Source organism: Pseudomonas sp. FW305-96, from assembly GCF_058783825.1.
This window is the reverse complement of the sequence record NZ_JBYSYW010000034.1, coordinates 1-16,443: the sequence shown is the minus strand read 5'-3', so window position 1 is coordinate 16,443 and position 16,443 is coordinate 1. Positions and strand designations below refer to the sequence as shown.

General features: G+C 65.0%; 15 protein-coding genes and 4 tRNA genes. 13 read left to right on the top strand and 6 right to left on the bottom strand.

Annotated elements, in window-relative coordinates; all coding sequences use genetic code 11:
* Window positions 1–71: 71 nt before the first annotated feature.
* Both AC3WL2_RS21265 and AC3WL2_RS21260 read left to right on the top strand, forming a co-directional pair.
* Window positions 72–290: a DUF1127 domain-containing protein gene (locus AC3WL2_RS21265; RefSeq protein WP_031316004.1), complete on the top strand. Its 219-nt coding sequence runs from the start codon at window positions 72–74 to the stop codon at window positions 288–290.
* Window positions 291–391: 101 nt separating this feature from the next.
* On the top strand, window positions 392–1,612 hold the full coding sequence (locus AC3WL2_RS21260; protein WP_102684221.1) for a winged helix-turn-helix domain-containing protein: 1,221 nt from the start codon (window positions 392–394) through the stop codon (window positions 1,610–1,612).
* Here AC3WL2_RS21260 and AC3WL2_RS21255 read toward each other — a convergent pair.
* Window positions 1,593–2,939, bottom strand: coding sequence for a class II 3-deoxy-7-phosphoheptulonate synthase (locus AC3WL2_RS21255; protein WP_038705662.1), 1,347 nt, complete (start codon window positions 2,937–2,939; stop codon window positions 1,593–1,595). The two genes, AC3WL2_RS21260 and AC3WL2_RS21255, sit on opposite strands and share 20 nt — an antisense overlap.
* A 116-nt stretch (window positions 2,940–3,055) precedes the next feature.
* Between AC3WL2_RS21255 and AC3WL2_RS21250 the strand changes: the two genes are divergently transcribed.
* The gene (locus AC3WL2_RS21250) at window positions 3,056–3,811 is read left to right on the top strand and encodes a spermidine synthase (protein WP_023630401.1); all 756 of its coding nucleotides are present in this window, start codon (window positions 3,056–3,058) and stop codon (window positions 3,809–3,811) included.
* Window positions 3,812–4,136: 325 nt separating this feature from the next.
* Window positions 4,137–5,819: a DEAD/DEAH box helicase gene (locus AC3WL2_RS21245; RefSeq protein ID WP_102684222.1), complete on the top strand. Its 1,683-nt coding sequence runs from the start codon at window positions 4,137–4,139 to the stop codon at window positions 5,817–5,819.
* Window positions 5,820–5,906: 87 nt separating this feature from the next.
* Here AC3WL2_RS21245 and AC3WL2_RS21240 read toward each other — a convergent pair whose 3' ends face one another.
* Window positions 5,907–6,659, bottom strand: a complete 753-nt coding sequence (locus AC3WL2_RS21240; RefSeq protein WP_102684223.1) for a DODA-type extradiol aromatic ring-opening family dioxygenase — start codon at window positions 6,657–6,659, stop codon at window positions 5,907–5,909.
* A gap of 101 nt (window positions 6,660–6,760) precedes the next feature.
* Here AC3WL2_RS21240 and AC3WL2_RS21235 point away from each other — a divergent pair, with 101 nt between their 5' ends.
* Window positions 6,761–7,411, top strand: coding sequence for a thiopurine S-methyltransferase (locus AC3WL2_RS21235; RefSeq protein WP_102684224.1), 651 nt, complete (start codon window positions 6,761–6,763; stop codon window positions 7,409–7,411).
* A gap of 59 nt (window positions 7,412–7,470) precedes the next feature.
* On the opposite strand, the gene htpX is transcribed toward AC3WL2_RS21235, so the two are convergent.
* Entirely contained in the window at window positions 7,471–8,358 is an 888-nt protein-coding gene (htpX, locus tag AC3WL2_RS21230; protein WP_038705666.1) for a protease HtpX, read from the bottom strand.
* Window positions 8,359–8,586: 228 nt separating this feature from the next.
* Window positions 8,587–9,798, bottom strand: a complete 1,212-nt coding sequence (locus AC3WL2_RS21225) for a pyridoxal phosphate-dependent aminotransferase (RefSeq protein WP_102684225.1) — start codon at window positions 9,796–9,798, stop codon at window positions 8,587–8,589.
* A 167-nt stretch (window positions 9,799–9,965) separates the two neighbouring features.
* Between AC3WL2_RS21225 and msrB the strand changes: the two genes are divergently transcribed.
* Window positions 9,966–10,361, top strand: coding sequence for a peptide-methionine (R)-S-oxide reductase MsrB (msrB, locus tag AC3WL2_RS21220; RefSeq protein WP_102684226.1), 396 nt, complete (start codon window positions 9,966–9,968; stop codon window positions 10,359–10,361).
* Window positions 10,362–10,373: 12 nt separating this feature from the next.
* Window positions 10,374–10,862, top strand: coding sequence for a glutathione peroxidase (locus AC3WL2_RS21215; RefSeq protein ID WP_102684227.1), 489 nt, complete (start codon window positions 10,374–10,376; stop codon window positions 10,860–10,862).
* On the opposite strand, the gene AC3WL2_RS21210 is transcribed toward AC3WL2_RS21215, so the two are convergent.
* Entirely contained in the window at window positions 10,852–13,206 is a 2,355-nt protein-coding gene (locus tag AC3WL2_RS21210; protein ID WP_102684228.1) for a hybrid sensor histidine kinase/response regulator, read from the bottom strand. The two genes, AC3WL2_RS21215 and AC3WL2_RS21210, sit on opposite strands and share 11 nt — an antisense overlap.
* 177 nt (window positions 13,207–13,383) lie before the next feature.
* On the opposite strand from AC3WL2_RS21210, the gene AC3WL2_RS21205 reads away from it, so the two are divergent.
* On the top strand, window positions 13,384–14,271 hold the full coding sequence (locus tag AC3WL2_RS21205) for an ATP-binding protein (protein ID WP_102684229.1): 888 nt from the start codon (window positions 13,384–13,386) through the stop codon (window positions 14,269–14,271).
* The gene (locus tag AC3WL2_RS21200) at window positions 14,272–14,754 is read left to right on the top strand and encodes a GAF domain-containing protein (RefSeq protein WP_046856554.1); all 483 of its coding nucleotides are present in this window, start codon (window positions 14,272–14,274) and stop codon (window positions 14,752–14,754) included.
* 84 nt (window positions 14,755–14,838) lie between these two features.
* Here AC3WL2_RS21200 and AC3WL2_RS21195 read toward each other — a convergent pair whose 3' ends face one another.
* Entirely contained in the window at window positions 14,839–15,606 is a 768-nt protein-coding gene (locus AC3WL2_RS21195; protein WP_046856553.1) for a hypothetical protein, read from the bottom strand.
* 433 nt (window positions 15,607–16,039) lie between these two features.
* On the opposite strand from AC3WL2_RS21195, the gene AC3WL2_RS21190 reads away from it, so the two are divergent.
* The 4 genes from AC3WL2_RS21190 to AC3WL2_RS21175 all read left to right on the top strand — a co-directional run bounded on the left by AC3WL2_RS21190 (window position 16,040) and on the right by AC3WL2_RS21175 (window position 16,443).
* Window positions 16,040–16,115 (top strand) — tRNA-Glu (locus AC3WL2_RS21190).
* Window positions 16,116–16,119: 4 nt separating this feature from the next.
* Window positions 16,120–16,195 (top strand) — tRNA-Gly (locus AC3WL2_RS21185).
* A 92-nt stretch (window positions 16,196–16,287) separates the two neighbouring features.
* Window positions 16,288–16,363: transfer RNA gene (locus tag AC3WL2_RS21180), tRNA-Glu, on the top strand.
* Between the two features lie 4 nt (window positions 16,364–16,367).
* Window positions 16,368–16,443, top strand: a tRNA-Gly gene (locus AC3WL2_RS21175).

Sequence of the window (16,443 nt, the reverse complement as noted above, 5' to 3'; positions counted from 1 at the left end):
ATCAGAAACATTCGTTGGATTGATCTTAGGCCTGGGACGAGACTGGAGCCATCCACAAGGAGGGCGTCATGATGAAAGGTCATTTCAACGTAGCTCACCAACCGGCCGCATCCCTGGGCCATCTGTGGCACGACGCCAGCGGGCTGGTGCTGCGCTGGTTCGAATTGCACCGCCAGCGCGACGAGCTGGCGCGCCTGAGCGATGCCACGCTGCACGATCTTGGGTTGTCGCGGGCGGACATCCAGCAGGAAGCCGACCGGCATTTCTGGGAGGACCCGTTGCGGAAATGAAGGTGGTTCCAATCGCGGGGCAAGCCCACACAAAGATGCGTGGGAGCGGGCTTGCCCCGCGATTGCGTCTTTACTGTCTGGACACCAGACGGAGCCATCTCATGTCCTTCAGCCTGTCCCTCGCCCAGGCCCGCCGCCTGGCCCTGTCCGCCCAGGGCTTCGGCAAGTCGCCCGGCAGCCCGCCGACCCTGGCCAGCCTCACGCGCATGTTTCAGCGCCTGGGCGTGGTGCAGATCGACTCGGTCAATGCCCTGGTGCGTTCACACTACCTGCCGCTGTTCTCGCGCCTGGGCGACTACCCGCACGGCCTGCTGGACCAGCTCGCCTGGGGCCAACGCCGCCAGCGCAGGCTGTTCGAATACTGGGGCCACGAAGCCTCGCTGCTGCCGCTGGCGTTGTACCCGCTGATGCGTTGGCGCATGGCCCACGCCGCCGACGGCAAGGGCATCTACCGGCAATTGGCTGCCTTCGGCCGCGAGCGGCGCGAGGTGATCGAGCGAGTGCTGGCGGCGGTGCGCGACCAAGGCGCGCTGGGCGCCGGCAGCCTGTCCTCCCGCCAAGAACGCGCTGGCCCCTGGTGGGACTGGAGCGAAGAAAAGCACGCGCTGGAATGGCTGTTCGCCGCTGGCGAGGTCACGGTGGCCGGGCGTCGCGGTTTCGAGCGCCTGTACGACCTGCCCGAGCGGGTGCTGCCGGCGGCCATCCTCGATCAGGCCCCGCCCAGCGAGGCTGAAGCGCACCAGGGCTTGCTGCTGCACGCCGCCGGCGCCTTGGGCGTGGCCACCGAACAGGACCTGCGTGATTACTTTCGCCTCTCGCCGCAGCAGAGCAAGGCCGCCCTGGCCGTTCTGGTCGAGGACGGGCGCCTGCAGGCCTGCGCCGTGCAGGGCTGGAAACAGCCAGCCTATGTCGCGGGCGTGCCACGGATTCCCCGACGCATCGAAGCCAGCGCCTTGCTTTCGCCGTTCGATTCGTTGGTCTGGGCGCGCGAGCGTACCGAGCGCCTGTTCGATTTCCGCTATCGCCTGGAGATCTACACCCCCGCGCACAAGCGGGTGTACGGCTACTACGTGCTGCCGTTCCTGCACGACGGGCGCATTGCCGCGCGCCTGGACCTGCGTGCCGAACGCGCCCACGGACGTCTGGCGGTGCATGCGGTGCACGAAGAGGCGATGGGGCTGGACGAGGCGGGCTACCAGGCGTTGGCGCTCAGCCTGCAGAGGCTGGCCAACTGGCTGGGCCTGGCGCAGGTGCAGCTCAACTGCCCCCGCGCCGAGGGCAGCCGGCTGCGTCAGGCGTTGCTCAGCGGCGTACCTGCTTGAGGGTTTCGGCGATCAGGAAGGCCAGTTCCAGCGACTGGTCGGCGTTCATGCGCGGGTCGCAGTGGGTGTGGTAGCGGTCGGAGAGGGCGTCTTCGGTGATCGGCCGGGCGCCGCCGATGCACTCGGTGACGTTCTGCCCGGTCATTTCGATATGGATGCCGCCGGCGTGGCTGCCCTCGGCCTGGTGCACCTGGAAGAACTGCTTGACCTCATCGAGGATCTGCGCGAAGTCGCGGGTCTTGTAGCCGCTGCTGGCCTTGATGGTGTTGCCATGCATCGGGTCCGAGCTCCACAGCACCTGGCGGCCCTCGCGCTGCACGGTGCGGATCAGCCCCGGCAGATGGTCGCCGACCTTGCCGGCGCCCATGCGCACGATCAGGTTCAGGCGGCCCGGGTCGTTGTCCGGGTTGAGCACGTCGATCAGGCGGATCAGCTCCTCGGGGTTCATGCTCGGGCCGACCTTGACCCCGATCGGGTTGTGCACGCCGCGCAGGAACTCGACGTGGGCGCCGTCGAGCTGGCGGGTGCGGTCGCCGATCCACAGCATGTGCGCCGAGCAGTCGTAGTAGTCGCCGGTCAGGCTGTCGCTGCGCACGAAGGCTTCTTCATAGTTGAGCAGCAGCGCCTCGTGGGCGGTGAAGAAGCTGGTTTCGCGCAGTTGCGGCGCCGTGTCCAGGCCGCAGGCGCGCATGAAGGCCAGGGTTTCGTCGATGCGGTTGGCCAACTGGTGATACTTGTCGGCCAGCGCCGAGTTGGCGATGAAATCGAGGTTCCACTTGTGCACCTGGTGCAGGTCGGCAAAGCCACCCTGGGCGAAGGCGCGCAGCAGGTTGAGGCTGGCGGTGGCCTGGTGGTAGGCCTGCAGCAGGCGCTCGGGGTCGGGAATGCGGCTTTTCGCATCGAAGCCGATGCCGTTGACGATGTCGCCACGGTAGGCGGGCAGGGTGACGTCGCCGATGGTTTCGTCGTTGGCCGAGCGTGGCTTGGCGAACTGCCCGGCCATGCGCCCGACCTTGACCACCGGGCAGCCGGCGGCGAAGGTCATGACAATGGCCATCTGCAGCAGCACCTTGAAGGTGTCGCGGATCTTCGCCGCGGAGAACTCGGCGAAGCTCTCGGCGCAATCGCCACCCTGCAGCAGGAACGCCCGGCCCTGGGTCACCTCGGCGAACTGCCGGCGCAGCTCGCGGGCTTCGCCGGCAAACACCAGCGGCGGGTAGCTGGCCAGGGTCTGCTCCACCTTCAGCAGGTGCGCGGCGTCGGGGTAGATCGGTTGCTGCTGGATCGGCAGGGTGCGCCAGCTGTCAGGGGTCCATTGTCGGGTCATTGCAAGCTCTATCCATAAGTGTCGTTAAGGCCTGCCAGCCATGGTACGCCCGCGCGTGCTTGTTGCACCACCGGCATTGGCGGACAATGGCGGTTTTGCGCGGGCAGGTGGTAGGGATGGCGACGGAGCGGGAAGAGCGGCTGCTGGCACGGGTCGAGGATGCCTTTGGCGTCATCAGCGTGTACGAGGTGGATGACTATCGCTTCCTCGAGTTCGGCGACGCCATCGAGCAGAGTTGCACCTTCACCGCCGACCCCAGCTGGCTGGAGTACGACTATACCCGCGCCATGCTGGTTGGCGCGCTGTGCCACGAACAGCCGGAAAGCGCGCTGTTCCTCGGCCTTGGCGCCGGCACCCTGACCCAGGCCTGCCTGAAGTTCCTGCCGCTGGAGGACGTCGAGGCCATCGAACTGCGCCCGGACGTGCCGCGCTTGGCCATGGAGTTCATGGGCCTGGACGACGATCCGCGGCTGTATGTGCGGGTAGGCGATGCCCTTGAGCTGCTGCCCAGCGCCGAAAAGGCCGACCTGCTGTTCGTCGACCTGTATACCGACTATGGCCCCGGCGTCGGGCATCTGGCCTGGGGGTTCCTGGAAAACTGCCAGAAGCAGCTCAACCCAGGAGGGTGGCTGGTGATCAACCAGTGGGCCGGGGACGATGGCAAGCCACTGGGCGCGGCCTTGTTGCGCGGGCTGTACCATCGCCATTACTGGGAACTGCCGGTGAAGGAGGGTAACGTGATCCTGCTGGTGCCGGCGGACCTGGAGCAGACGCTGGATATCGATGCCGTGCGGGCGCGGGCCGCAACCCTCGCGCCACAGCTGGGGTACTCGCTGGAGTACCTGATCAAGGCCATCCGCCCGGCGACCTGAGTGAATTAGTGCAGCGCCGAGCCTGCGGGGAAACGATTCAGCCTGGATCCAATCCCGGCCTTGAGCTTAGAAATATTTCTCACAGTTCATGGCGGATTCGGGTATAGTACGCGCCGGTCTTTTAGCGGACCTCGAATCAGGTGGTGCAAATCCTCCGAACCCAGCTTCGGCTGCGCGTCCGCTAGTCGGACCTTCCCAAGATGTTCCTTTTTCAATCGTTTTCGCAAATCCCCGCCGCCAAAACTGCCTGGGTGACCGCTTGGTCTTTCAAGGCATGTGCAGTTTTGGAGCATGGGTCTTTGCGGATGCACCTAGAGGCAGACCCATGACCCAGGAAACCGGCGGATTCGCCGCTCTCGATCTCAATCCGAATATCGTTGCTGCTGTTCTGGCCACCGGCTACGAAGAGCCTTCGGCTATTCAGCATCAGTCGATCCCGATCATCCTCGCCGGTCACGACATGATCGGCCAGGCGCAGACTGGCACCGGCAAGACCGCTGCCTTCGCCCTGCCGATCCTCAACAAGATCGACGTGAGCAAGCGCGAACCGCAAGCCCTGATCCTGGCGCCAACCCGTGAGTTGGCGCTGCAAGTAGCTACCGCTTTCGAAACCTACGCCAAGCAGATGCCGGGCGTTAACGTGGTGGCTGTCTACGGTGGTGCCCCGATGGGCCCACAACTGCGTGCCATTCGTAACGGCGCGCAAATCGTCGTGGCCACCCCTGGCCGCCTGTGCGACCACCTGCGCCGCGACGAGAAAGTCCTGTCCACCGTTCAGTACCTGGTACTCGACGAAGCCGACGAAATGCTCAAGCTGGGCTTCATGGACGACCTCGAAGTGATCTTCGACGCCATCCCTGCAACCCGCCAGACCGTACTGTTCTCCGCCACCCTGCCGGCCTCGATCCGTGCCATCGCCGAGCGCCACCTGCGCGAGCCGAAGCACGTCAAGATCCAGAGCAAGACCCAGACCGTGACCGCGATCGAGCAGGCCCACCTGATGGTCCACGCCGACCAGAAGATCCCGGCCGTGCTGCGCCTGCTGGAAGTGGAAGAGTTCGACGCGCTGATCGCCTTCGTGCGTACCAAGCAAGCCACCCTGGACCTGGCCGCCGCCCTGGAAGCCAAAGGCTACAAGGCTGCCGCGCTGAACGGCGACATCGCCCAGAACCAGCGTGAGCGCGTGATCGACTCGCTCAAGGATGGCCGCCTGGACATCGTCGTCGCCACCGACGTCGCTGCCCGTGGTCTGGACGTACCGCGTATCACCCACGTGTTCAACGTCGACATGCCGTACGATCCGGAGTCCTACGTGCACCGTATCGGCCGTACCGGCCGTGCCGGTCGCGATGGCCGTGCGCTGCTGCTGGTCACCCCGCGTGAGCGCCGCATGCTGCAGGTGATCGAGCGTGTCACCGGGCAGAAGGTTGCCGAAGCCCGCCTGCCTAACCCGCAGGCCGTGCTGGACGCACGCATCAAGAAGCTGACCAAGAGCCTGGCGCCACTGGTGGCCGAGTCCGAGGCCAGCCATGGCGAGCTGTTCGACCGCCTGACCGCCGACCTGGGTTGCAGTGCCCGTGCCCTGGCTTCGGCCCTGCTGCGCAAGGCCACCAATGGCCAGGCGCTGGACCTGGCTTCGGTAGAGCGCGAGCAGCCGCTGGTGCCGACCCACACTCCGCGTGAGCGCAACACTGGCGAGCGTACCGAACGTGGTGAGCGCAGCGACCGTGGTGACCGCGAGCGTCGCGCGCCGATGCCACTGGCTGAAGGCCGCGTGCGTTGCCGTACCGCCCTGGGTGCCCGTGACGGCATCGCCGCCAAGAACCTGCTGGGCGCTATCCTCAACGAGGGTGGGCTGGCGCGTGATGCCATCGGTCGTATCCAGGTGCGTGACAGCTTCAGCCTGATCGAGCTGCCGGAAGACGGCCTCGAGCGTCTGCTGACCAAGCTCAAGGACACCCGCGTAGCCGGCAAGCAGCTGAAGCTGCGCCGCTACCGCGAGGACTGATCCTGGCGCTGCAATAAAAAATCCCCGGCCTAGGTCGGGGATTTTTTTTGCCTGTGTCCAGCACATGTAACCATGTGCGTGGGAGCGTCAGTCGAACCGATAGATATCCATCCCCAGCGCCCCCAGCGTGAATCCCTGGTGAACGATGCCAAACCGCTCGCCAGCGCCCATGGCGAAGAACAGCGGCAGCAGGTGCTCGTCACTAGGATGATTGCGCACTGCAAACGGCGCCTGGCGCCGATAGTCCACAAGCGCCGCCTCGTCTCCCGCCTTCAGCTGCTCCACCACCCAGTCGCGAAACGCTAGCGCCCAGGGCTCGACCGCGTCCGGCCCGGCGTGCCAGTCCAGCTCACCCAGGTTATGGGTGATGCTGCCCGAGCCGATCAGCAGGATGCCTTCCTCACGCAGCTGCGCCAGCGCCTGCCCGACCTTCAGTTGCAGGGCGGGGCCGGCCTGGCTGGGCAGCGACACCTGGACTACCGGAATCTCCGCCTGCGGATACATCAGCGACAGCGGTACCCAGGCTCCGTGGTCGAAAGGCCGCTGCTCATCCAGGCGGGCGCCGAGCAGCCCGGCCAGCCGCTGCGCCAGTGCCGGTTCGCCGGGAGCCGGGTAGTGCACCGCGTACAGGGCCGGTGGAAAACCATGGAAGTCATGCCAGGTCTGCGGATGTGGGTTGCTCATCACCAGCAGTTCGCGGCTTTCCCAGTGCGCCGACACCACCACGATCGCCTTCGGGCGGGGCAGGGCGCGGGCCAGCGCGGCCAGGGCCGGGCCGCTGGCGCCGGGTTGCAGGGCGAGCATGGGTGAGCCATGGGAAATGAACAGGCTGGGCAGCATGGTGGGGTCCTGGCAGGTAAGATGCTGCCATCTTCGATCAGCCTTCGATCGAGATCCAATATAAGTTTTCACAGTCTTTTATCGAAAAACCGGGAGGGATCATGGAGCCAGAGTTCTGGCACAAGCGGTGGGCGGACAACCAGATCGGCTTTCACCAGGCTCAGGTGAACCCGTACCTGCAGGCGCACTGGCCGGCGTTGGGGCTGGCCCCGGGCGCACGGGTGCTGGTACCGCTGTGTGGCAAGAGCCTGGACATGCTCTGGCTGGCCGCGCAAGGGTATCGGGTGCTGGGTGTGGAGCTGTCGCGGCGGGCGGTGGAGGATTTCTTCGCCGAGCACGGGCTGTTGGCGCAGGTGACGCGGCACGGGGGCTTCGAAGTGTGGCGCAGCGACGAGGTGGAGCTGTGGTGCGGCGATGTGTTCGCCCTGCGCGCCGAGGATCTGGCGGATTGCGCGGGGGTGTACGACCGGGCGGCGTTGATCGCCTTGCCTGAGCCGATGCGCGAGCGCTACATGGCGTTGTTGGGCGAGCAGTTGCCAGCGGCCTGCCGCGGCCTGCTGGTGACCCTCGACTACGACCAGGCCGTGATCGACGGGCCGCCGTTTTCGGTGCCGGACGCCGAGGTGCGGGCGGGGTTTGTCGGGTGGCGGGTCGATGAGGTCGAGGCGCGGGAGATTCTCGACGAGAGTCCGAAGTTTCTCAAAGCTGGTGTCGAAAGTTTGGTTGAGCGAGTCTACAGCGTTCGGCGTTGAAGCCATCGCGGGGCAATGAAAAGGGCGACCGAAGTCGCCCTTTCTTGTTGCTGCCTGGATCAGCCGCGACGGCGCAGTGCGTCGATGCGGTCTTCCAGCGGTGGGTGGCTCATCAGCAGGCCGGCCAGGCCATGCTTGAGGCCGCCGTTGATGCCGAAGGCCTTCATCGTGTCGGGCATGTGCACCGGCAGGCCCTGCTCGGAGCGCAGGCGCTGCAGCGCGCCGATCATCGCGCCGGTGCCGGCCAGGTGGGCGCCGGCCTCGTCGGCGCGGAACTCGCGGCGGCGCGAGTACCACATGACGATGATGCTGGCGAGGATGCCCAGCACCAGCTCGGCGACGATGGTCGCGATGAAGTAGGCGATACCGTGGCCTTCTTCGTTCTTGAAGATCACCCGGTCGACGAAGTTGCCGATGATGCGGGCGAAGAACATCACGAAGGTGTTCACCACGCCCTGCACCAGCGCCATGGTGACCATGTCGCCGTTGGCCACGTGGCCGATCTCGTGGGCCAGCACTGCGCGCACCTCATCGGGCGAGAAGCGCTCCAGCAGGCCCTGGGACACCGCCACCAGCGCGTCGTTGCGGTTCCAGCCGGTGGCGAAGGCGTTGGCCTCGTAGGCCGGGAAGATGCCTACCTCGGGCATCTTGATGCCGGCCTCGCGGGACAGCTCCTCGACGGTCTGCAGCAGCCACTGCTCGTGACGGGTGCGGGGTTGGGTGATGATCTGGGTGCCGGTGGTCATCTTCGCCATCCACTTGGAGATGAACAGCGAGACGAGTGAGCCAGCAAAACCGAACACGGCGCAGAAGACCAGCAGCTGGCCGAGGTTGAGGTCAACCCCGTTGGCGGCCATGAACCCGTTGAAGCCGAACAGGCTCAGGGTAATGCTTGCAACCAGCACCACCGCGAGGTTGGTGGCTACAAACAACAGAATGCGCATCATGGTTGTTACGTTCTCCTGACGGATGAGTTTGTTGCGTACTGCGGGGTATATAAGGGGGAGGGCGCTGCTATTCAACCGGGCGACTATTTCAAACTGTGTACGCGAGGAGTATGGCAGAGGATGCCGTGAGGGCTGTGGGGTAGAGCGTTGCAGGATGTAAGGCAAAAGCATCGCGAGGCAAATTGCATCGGCGTACCGATGCGACTTGCCTCGCGATGGCGATATCGCTTACTGCGAATAGGTACGCAGGAAGTTGCCGATCCGCCCGATCGCCTGTTCCAGGTCATCCACCCGCGGCAAGGTCACCACGCGGAAGTGGTCCGGCCACGGCCAGTTGAACGCCGTGCCCTGGACGATCAGCAGCTTCTCCGACAGCAGCAGGTCGAGCGCGAATTTCTCGTCGTTGAGGATCGGGCAGACCTTCGGATCGATGCGTGGGAAAGCGTACAGCGCGCCCATCGGCTTGACGCAACTGACCCCGGGGATTTCGTTGAGCAGCTCATAGGTGCGGTTGCGCTGCTCCAGCAGGCGGCCCGGCGGCAGCACCAGGTCGTTGATGCTCTGGTAGCCGCCCAGGGCGGTCTGGATGGCGTGCTGGGCCGGCACGTTGGCGCACAGGCGCATGTTGGCCAGCATGTCGATGCCTTCGATGTAGCTCGTGGCGTGGTGCTTGGGCCCGGAGATGATCAGCCAGCCGGAGCGGAAGCCCGCCACCCGGTACGACTTGGACAGGCCGTTGAAGGTCAGGCACAGCAGGTCCGGGGCCAGCGACGCGGTGCTGATGTGCACGGCCTCGTCGTAAAGAATCTTGTCGTAGATCTCGTCGGAGAACACCACCAGGTTGTGCTGGCGTGCCAGCTCCAGCATGCCCAGCAGCAGCTCTTTGGAGTATACCGCGCCGGTCGGGTTGTTCGGGTTGATGATCACCAGGGCCTTGGTGTTCGGGGTGATCTTGGCCTTGATGTCGTCAAGGTCCGGGAACCAGTCGGCCTGCTCGTCGCACAGGTAGTGCACCGGCTTGCCGCCGGCCAGGCTCACCGCGGCGGTCCACAGCGGGTAGTCGGGCGCCGGGATCAGCACTTCGTCGCCGTTGTTGAGCAGCGCCTGCATGGACATGACGATCAGCTCGGACACGCCGTTACCGAGGTAGATGTCCTCGATGGTGACGCCTTCGATTGCCTTTTGCTGGCAGTACTGCATCACCGCCTTGCGCGCGCTGAACAGGCCCTTGGAGTCGCTGTAGCCCTGGGCGGTGGGCAGGTTGCGGATGACGTCCTGGAGGATCTCGTCCGGCGCCTCGAAACCAAACGGCGCCGGGTTGCCGATGTTCAGCTTGAGGATGCGATGGCCTTCCTCTTCCAGGCGTTTGGCGTGCTTGAGCACTGGGCCGCGAATGTCGTAGCAGACATTGGCGAGCTTGTTCGATTTGCTGAACTGCATGATGAGATCCCGAGTGAGAATACGCGCCGCCTTCTTTCGAAAGGTTTGAAAGGGCGGGAACCGGGTGCCAGACTGGCTGCCTTGCACACGAAGCCAACTAATATACGTGCCACCCGCGCCAGGGAAAAGCCGGTGCGAGGTGAAATTCAGCCTGCCGAGGTCCCACCATGCAAAAGATCGACAAAACCCTGGACGAATGGCGCGCCATGCTCGATCCGGCCCAGTACCAGGTGTGCCGCCTGAAAGGCACCGAGCGGCCGTTCAGCGGCAAGTACAACAGCGAGCGCCGCGACGGCGTCTACCACTGCATCTGCTGCGACCTGCAGCTGTTCGACGCCAAGGCCAAGTTCGACTCGGGCTGCGGCTGGCCGAGCTTCTACGAGCCGATCGAAGAGGCCGCGATGATCGAGATCCGCGACACCTCCCACGGCATGATCCGTACCGAAGTCACCTGCGCCCAGTGCGACGCTCACCTGGGCCATGTATTTCCCGACGGCCCGCCGCCGACCGGGCTACGCTACTGCATCAACTCGGTATGCCTGGACTTCAAGCCACGCGATTGACGGAGAGCGAACATGGCCGATGCGCTGCTGGACATCCCCTGCGTCACCCTTGACGGTGAGCAGAAAGTGCTGGGCGACTTTGCCGGCAAGGCGCTGCTGGTGGTCAACACCGCCAGCCAGTGCGGTTTCACCCCGCAGTACAAAGGGCTCGAGCGCCTGTGGCAGGACTATCAGCGCCAGGGCTTGGTGGTGCTGGGTTTCCCCTGCAACCAGTTTGGCAAGCAGGAGCCGGGCGACGCCCGGGAGATCGCGCAGTTCTGCGAGCTCAACTTTGGCGTGAGCTTCCCGCTGTTTCGCAAGATCGAAGTCAACGGCCCCGGCGCCCACCCGCTGTTCGCCGAGCTCAAGCGCCGCGCGCCGGGCCTGCTGGGCACGCAGAAGATCAAGTGGAACTTCACCAAGTTCCTGGTCGACCCGCGCAGCGGCAAGGTCACCCGCTTTGCCCCGACCACCAAGCCCGAGGCGCTGAAAGCGGCGATAGAGCCGCTGCTCAACCGCTGACCGGCACCCAGTGCTCGATCAGCGCCAGCAGTTCCTCGCGCCGGAACGGCTTGGCCAGGTAGTCGTTCATGCCCGCGGCGCGGCAGCGTTCGCGCTCCTCGGGCATGGCGTTGGCGGTCAGCGCGACGATCGGCAGCTCCGGCCAGCGGCTGCTCTGGCGGATGCGCCGGCTGGCCTCGTAGCCGTCCATCACCGGCATGTTGCAGTCCATCAGTACCAGGTCGAAGCTGTCCCGCTCCAGGTAGTCCAGGGCCTCCTGGCCGTGGGCGGCCACCTGCACCTGGCAGCCGAGCTTGCCCAGCATGCCCTTGGCCACCAACTGGTTCACCGGGTTGTCCTCCACCAGCAGGATACGCGCCCGCAGCTCGCGCGAGGCCGGCACCTCGTGGGGCAGCGGCGCGTTGGGCTCGCCTTGCAGGGTGCGGCGCAGCGTTTGGTACAGGGCATTGCGCGCCAGGGGTCGGGCCAGCTGCTGCAAGGGTTGCAGTTGCTCGGCCTGTTCGGCGGGCAGGAAGTTGCCGTAGGCGGTCACCAGCAGGATCGGCGCCGCGATGGCTGGACGCAGGTCGAGCACATGGTCCAGGTCGTCGGTGATCAGCAGGTCGACCGGCAGGCCGGCCAGTGCGCCGGCATCTGCATGGCGCACGTAATCCAGCCCCCAGCGCGGCAGCAGCCCTTGCAGCAGCTCGGCCAGGCCGCTGCCGGGGTTGCCCAGGGCCACCACGTGTCCGCTTATTGCCGCCGGCGGGATTGCCTCGGTATGCGCCGGTAGCGGCAGGTCGGCGCTGAAGCGGCTGCCGAAACCGGTCTCGGAATGGATGTGCAGGTGCCCCTGCATGGCCTTGCACAGGTTGCGGGTCAGGGCCAGGCCCAAGCCGGTGCCGCCGTACTGGCGGGTGATACCGGCGCCGGCCTGGGTGAACGGCTGGAAAATCCGCGCCTGGGCCTCCTCGGGGATGCCGATGCCGGTGTCGCTGACCTCCAGGCGCACGCCGCCGACGATGCTGCTCAGGCGTACATCAACACGCCCGAAGCGGGTGAACTTGAGTGCGTTGGACAGCAGGTTGCTGACAATTTGCCGTACCCGCGTCGGATCGCCCAGCACCGTGCTGGGAAAATCCGGGGCGATCAGGCAGGTCAGCTCGACACTGGGCGCGGCATTCTGCGACAGCAGGTTGGCGGTGTCCTCTACCATCGCGCCGAGGTCGAACGGGATGCGTTCGAGTTCCAGCTGGCCGGCGTCGAACTTCGACAGGTCGAGGATATCGTTGAGCAGCTCCACCAGCACCTTGCCCGAGTCGTGGGCGATCGACAGCTGCTGGCGCTGTTCGGCGGCCAGGCCGCTGTCCAGCGCCAGGGCGATCATGCCGAGCATGCCGTTGAGTGGCGTGCGGATCTCGTGGCTCATGTTGGCCAGGAAGGCGGCGCGGGCCTGGGCCATGTCCAGGGCGCGCTGGCGCGCTTCGTCCAGTTCCTGGTTGGACTGGCTCAGGCGGCTGTTGCTGGCCTTGAGCTCGTTGGTACGGGCCGAGACGATATCTTCCAGCTCGTTGAGGTACTGGGTCAGGCGGTTCTCGGCGGTGCGCCGCTGCTGGATCTCGGTGGCCATGCTGACGAACTGCTGGTTGGCGACCCGTACCAGCACGCCGATCTCGTCGTTCTCGTGGCCCTTGGGGCAGTCCACGCGGTTCTGCCTGGGCGTGCGCGCATCGTTGCCGCTGAGCGCGCCGATCACCGTCACCAGCGGCTTGGTCAGCATCAGGTAGAACAGCGCCAGGAGAATACCGGTGAGCACCAGGCTGCGGGCGAAGCCGTTGACCAGGGTGACCCCGGCGCGGTCGAGGAAGCGCCCGCCGAAGGCGTAGGTGTCGACGTCCAGGTACAGGGTGCCGAGGTATTCCTCGGGCATATGGGCGAGGAACAGCCGATCCTGGAACACCCGCTGCTCGCCGAACAGGAAGTCCGACAACGGCCGGTAGCGGCTTTCCATGCGCGGCCGCTGCACGTCGGCCAGCACCGTGTCGTTGTTGTCGATCAACCGCGCACGGATCAGCGCCGGGGATTTCAACAGCCCGCCGGTCAGCTCCTGGGCCAGCTCGGTGTCGATGTTGTAGGCGATGCGCGAGGCCGTGTCGTGGCTGATCTTCAGCAGCGCCTGAATTTCACGGTTGATGGACGCGTCTTCGCTGGCATAATCGATGCCGATCTGGATGAGACTGAGCAATGTTCCCAGGATGAAGCCGACCAGGACTGTCAACCGGGCTTGCTTGTATGACAGGCGATTGGTGAACTTGATATCCATGGGTCCCAAGCCGGTTACTTGCTCCGTGCGCTGCGCAAGCATAGCCGATCAGCCCTGGCTGCTGGCGGGTCTGTCTGTTCATTTCAGTTGATCGCTGTAAACGGGGCCTGCGGCCCATCGCGGGGCAAGCCCGCTCCCACGGAGTATGACGTGGGAGCGGGCTTGCCCCGCGATGGCGCCTCCGCTGCCCTGGATAACTGAAATCCCTAGGAGCCCATCATGGACGCCCGCCTTACCGCTTTTCTCGACCGCGCCGAATCAGTCCTCGCCCGCCTCGAACCCCTGCTGCCTGCTCCGCGCCCGGACATCGACTGGACCCGCACACTCGCCGCCCGCTGGCAGCGCGATGGCCGCAGCGGCTACCTGATGCCGCTGGAGGTCAGCCTCGATATCCGCCTGTCCGACCTGATCGGCGTCGACCAGCAGCGCGAGCAGCTCGGCCGCAACACCCACCAGTTCATCAACGGCCTGCCAGCCAACCACGCCCTGCTGTGGGGCTCGCGCGGCACCGGCAAGTCGTCGCTGGTGCGCGCGCTGTTGGCCGAGCACGCAGGCCAGGGCCTGCGCCTGATCGAGATCGAGCGCGACCACCTGGCCGACCTGCCGCGGGTGGTCGAGCAACTGCACAAGCTCGAGCAGCGCTTCATCCTGTTCTGCGACGACCTCTCGTTCGAGGCCGGGGAGGGCGACTACCGGGTGCTCAAGAGCGTGCTCGACGGCTCGCTGGAGCAGGCCCCGGACAACGTGCTGCTGTACGCCACCTCCAACCGCCGCCACCTGGTGCCGGAGAAGCAGAGCGACAACGAAAACTGGAAGATGGTCGACGGCGAGCTGCACCCCAACGAAGCGGTGGAGGACAAGATCGCCTTGTCCGACCGCTTCGGTCTGTGGCTGTCGTTCTACCCGTTCAGCCAGGAGCATTTCCTCAACGTGGTCGAACACTGGATCGGCCAGCTGGCGCGCCCGGCCGGGCTGCGCTGGCAGCGTGACGAAGCCCTGGACATCCTCGCCGTGCGCTGGGCCACTGGCCGCGGCAACCGTAATGGCCGTTGTGCCTATCAGTTCGCCCGCTACTGGGTCGGGCTGCAATTGCTGGAGCAGAAATAAATGATCGACCTCAACGCCAGTGGCCAAGGCCTCGACGGCTACGACCTGCTGGCCGCGCAAGTGCAGGCGCTGTTCGCCGACGAGCGTGACTTCATCGCCAATGCCGCACAGTTCTCGGCGTTTCTCTACAACCAGGTGGAGGACTTGAACTGGGCGGGCTTCTATATCAACCGCAACGAAGAGCTGGTGCTCGGCCCGTTCCAGGGCCAGGTGGCCTGCGTGCGCATTCCGTTCAGCCGTGGCGTGTGCGGCGCCGCGGCGGCCACCCGCAGCACCCAGCGAGTGGAGGACGTGCATGCCTTCCCCGGGCATATCGCCTGCGACAGTGCGTCGAACAGCGAGTTGGTGATTCCGCTGGTCAAGGCGGGCAGGCTGATCGGCGTGCTCGACCTGGACAGCCCGAAGCTGGCGCGCTTCAGCGCGGCCGACCAGGCGGGGCTGGAGCGCCTGGTCGAGGTGTTCCTCGAGTTGACCGACTGCTGAAATGAACAAGGGGCCTGCGAAGGCCCCTTGTTCTTGGATGTTACAGCGTGGAAGCGGGCTTGCCCCGCGACAAGGCCGGCACTGTCAGTCGTAGATCACCTTCTTCTTCCAGGTCTCGTCCTCATCGGTCTTGAGCCCCTGGGTCAGCGCGTTCTGGTCGTTCTCCGCCGGCTCCATCTGGTCCAGCACCTGGGCGTTGGCCCGGTTCAGCAGTTTCTCCATGTAGGTCAGCTGCTCTTCGTACTGCTTGGGCTCCGGCTGCTTGCGCAGGTACTGCACGCCACGCTCGAAGGCCAGGCGCGCCTGGCCCGGCTGGTTCTGCTGCAGGGCCTGCTGGCCGAGGTTGTTGAAGAACTCGATATGCAGCAGCACCAGGATATGGCGGATCTCCTTGACCCAGTACTTGCCTTCGTTGGTCGCCAGGAAGCCTTCCTGGGTGGCGCGCACGATCTGGTTGTGCAGCAGCTCGAGCAGAAAGCGCACGTCCTTGGCCTTAACCTCGGTATGGATCGGCGCGGGCGGGTTGCTCACCGGGATGCGCTCACCCAGGCCGATCAACCCCTCCAGCTCGGCGATGCGCGCCTTGAGGTCGCCGCTGTGCTTGTCCAGGGCCAGCTGGCGCTGGTTGAGGTTCAGTTCGAGGCGGGTCAGCAGCAGCTTCAGCGCGGGCGTCATGAACTGCCCGGGGAAGGTCTCGGTGATCTCGCCGCAGCGGCGCAGGCGGTCGGCCAGTTCGACCTTGAGCCGTGCACGCTCGAGCTTGCCGTTTTCGACCACATTGTTCAGGTAGCCGATCACGATCAGCAGCGCGATACCTGCAACGATAAGCAGGGTGATCAGAAGTGGTGTCACCGTTAACGCCTCATGAAGAAGTTTTGCATCTATCGAGAGTGTAGTGAGTCCGCCCGAAAGCGAACAGTGCAGCCCGGCGGAACAGCCTGCGCTCCATTGAATCTGTGGCGGATTCATGGGAGCTGGCTTGCCCCGCGATCAGGCCCTCAAGCCTTGCCTATATGTATCGGCCCATAATCCAAAACCTACAGATGCTGGCACATCGCTACGAGCTTGCCGAGCCGGCGTCAGAAAAGCAACGCCAATCCCCGGACACATCCTGCATCACTGCCCATGACGACGGGAAGTCATTGATTTAAATAAATTTCTACAAAGGGGTTGACGACCCTGCGAGGCATCCATAGAATGCGCGCCACTTGCAGCGTAAAGCACACAGCGAAACGCGGCAGGGAGTGAAAGCAAGCAGTACTTTAATAGGTAGTGCGAGCAGCGTGTCCCCTTCGTCTAGTGGCCTAGGACACCGCCCTTTCACGGCGGTAACAGGGGTTCGAGTCCCCTAGGGGACGCCACATTGCGGGAATAGCTCAGTTGGTAGAGCACGACCTTGCCAAGGTCGGGGTCGCGAGTTCGAGTCTCGTTTCCCGCTCCAGTTTCTCCGGCACTGCTTCGGCAGGGCAGGAAAAGAAAATCCAGGCTGAATCGTGAGGTTCATGTTCTGGTGCGCTGAAAAGCGTCGGCTTAGTCCCCTTCGTCTAGTGGCCTAGGACACCGCCCTTTCACGGCGGTAACAGGGGTTCGAGTCCCCTAGGGGACGCCATATTGCGGGAATAGCTCAGTTGGTAGAGCACGACCTTGCCAAGGTCGGGGTCGCGAGTTCGAGTCTCGTTTCCCGCTCCA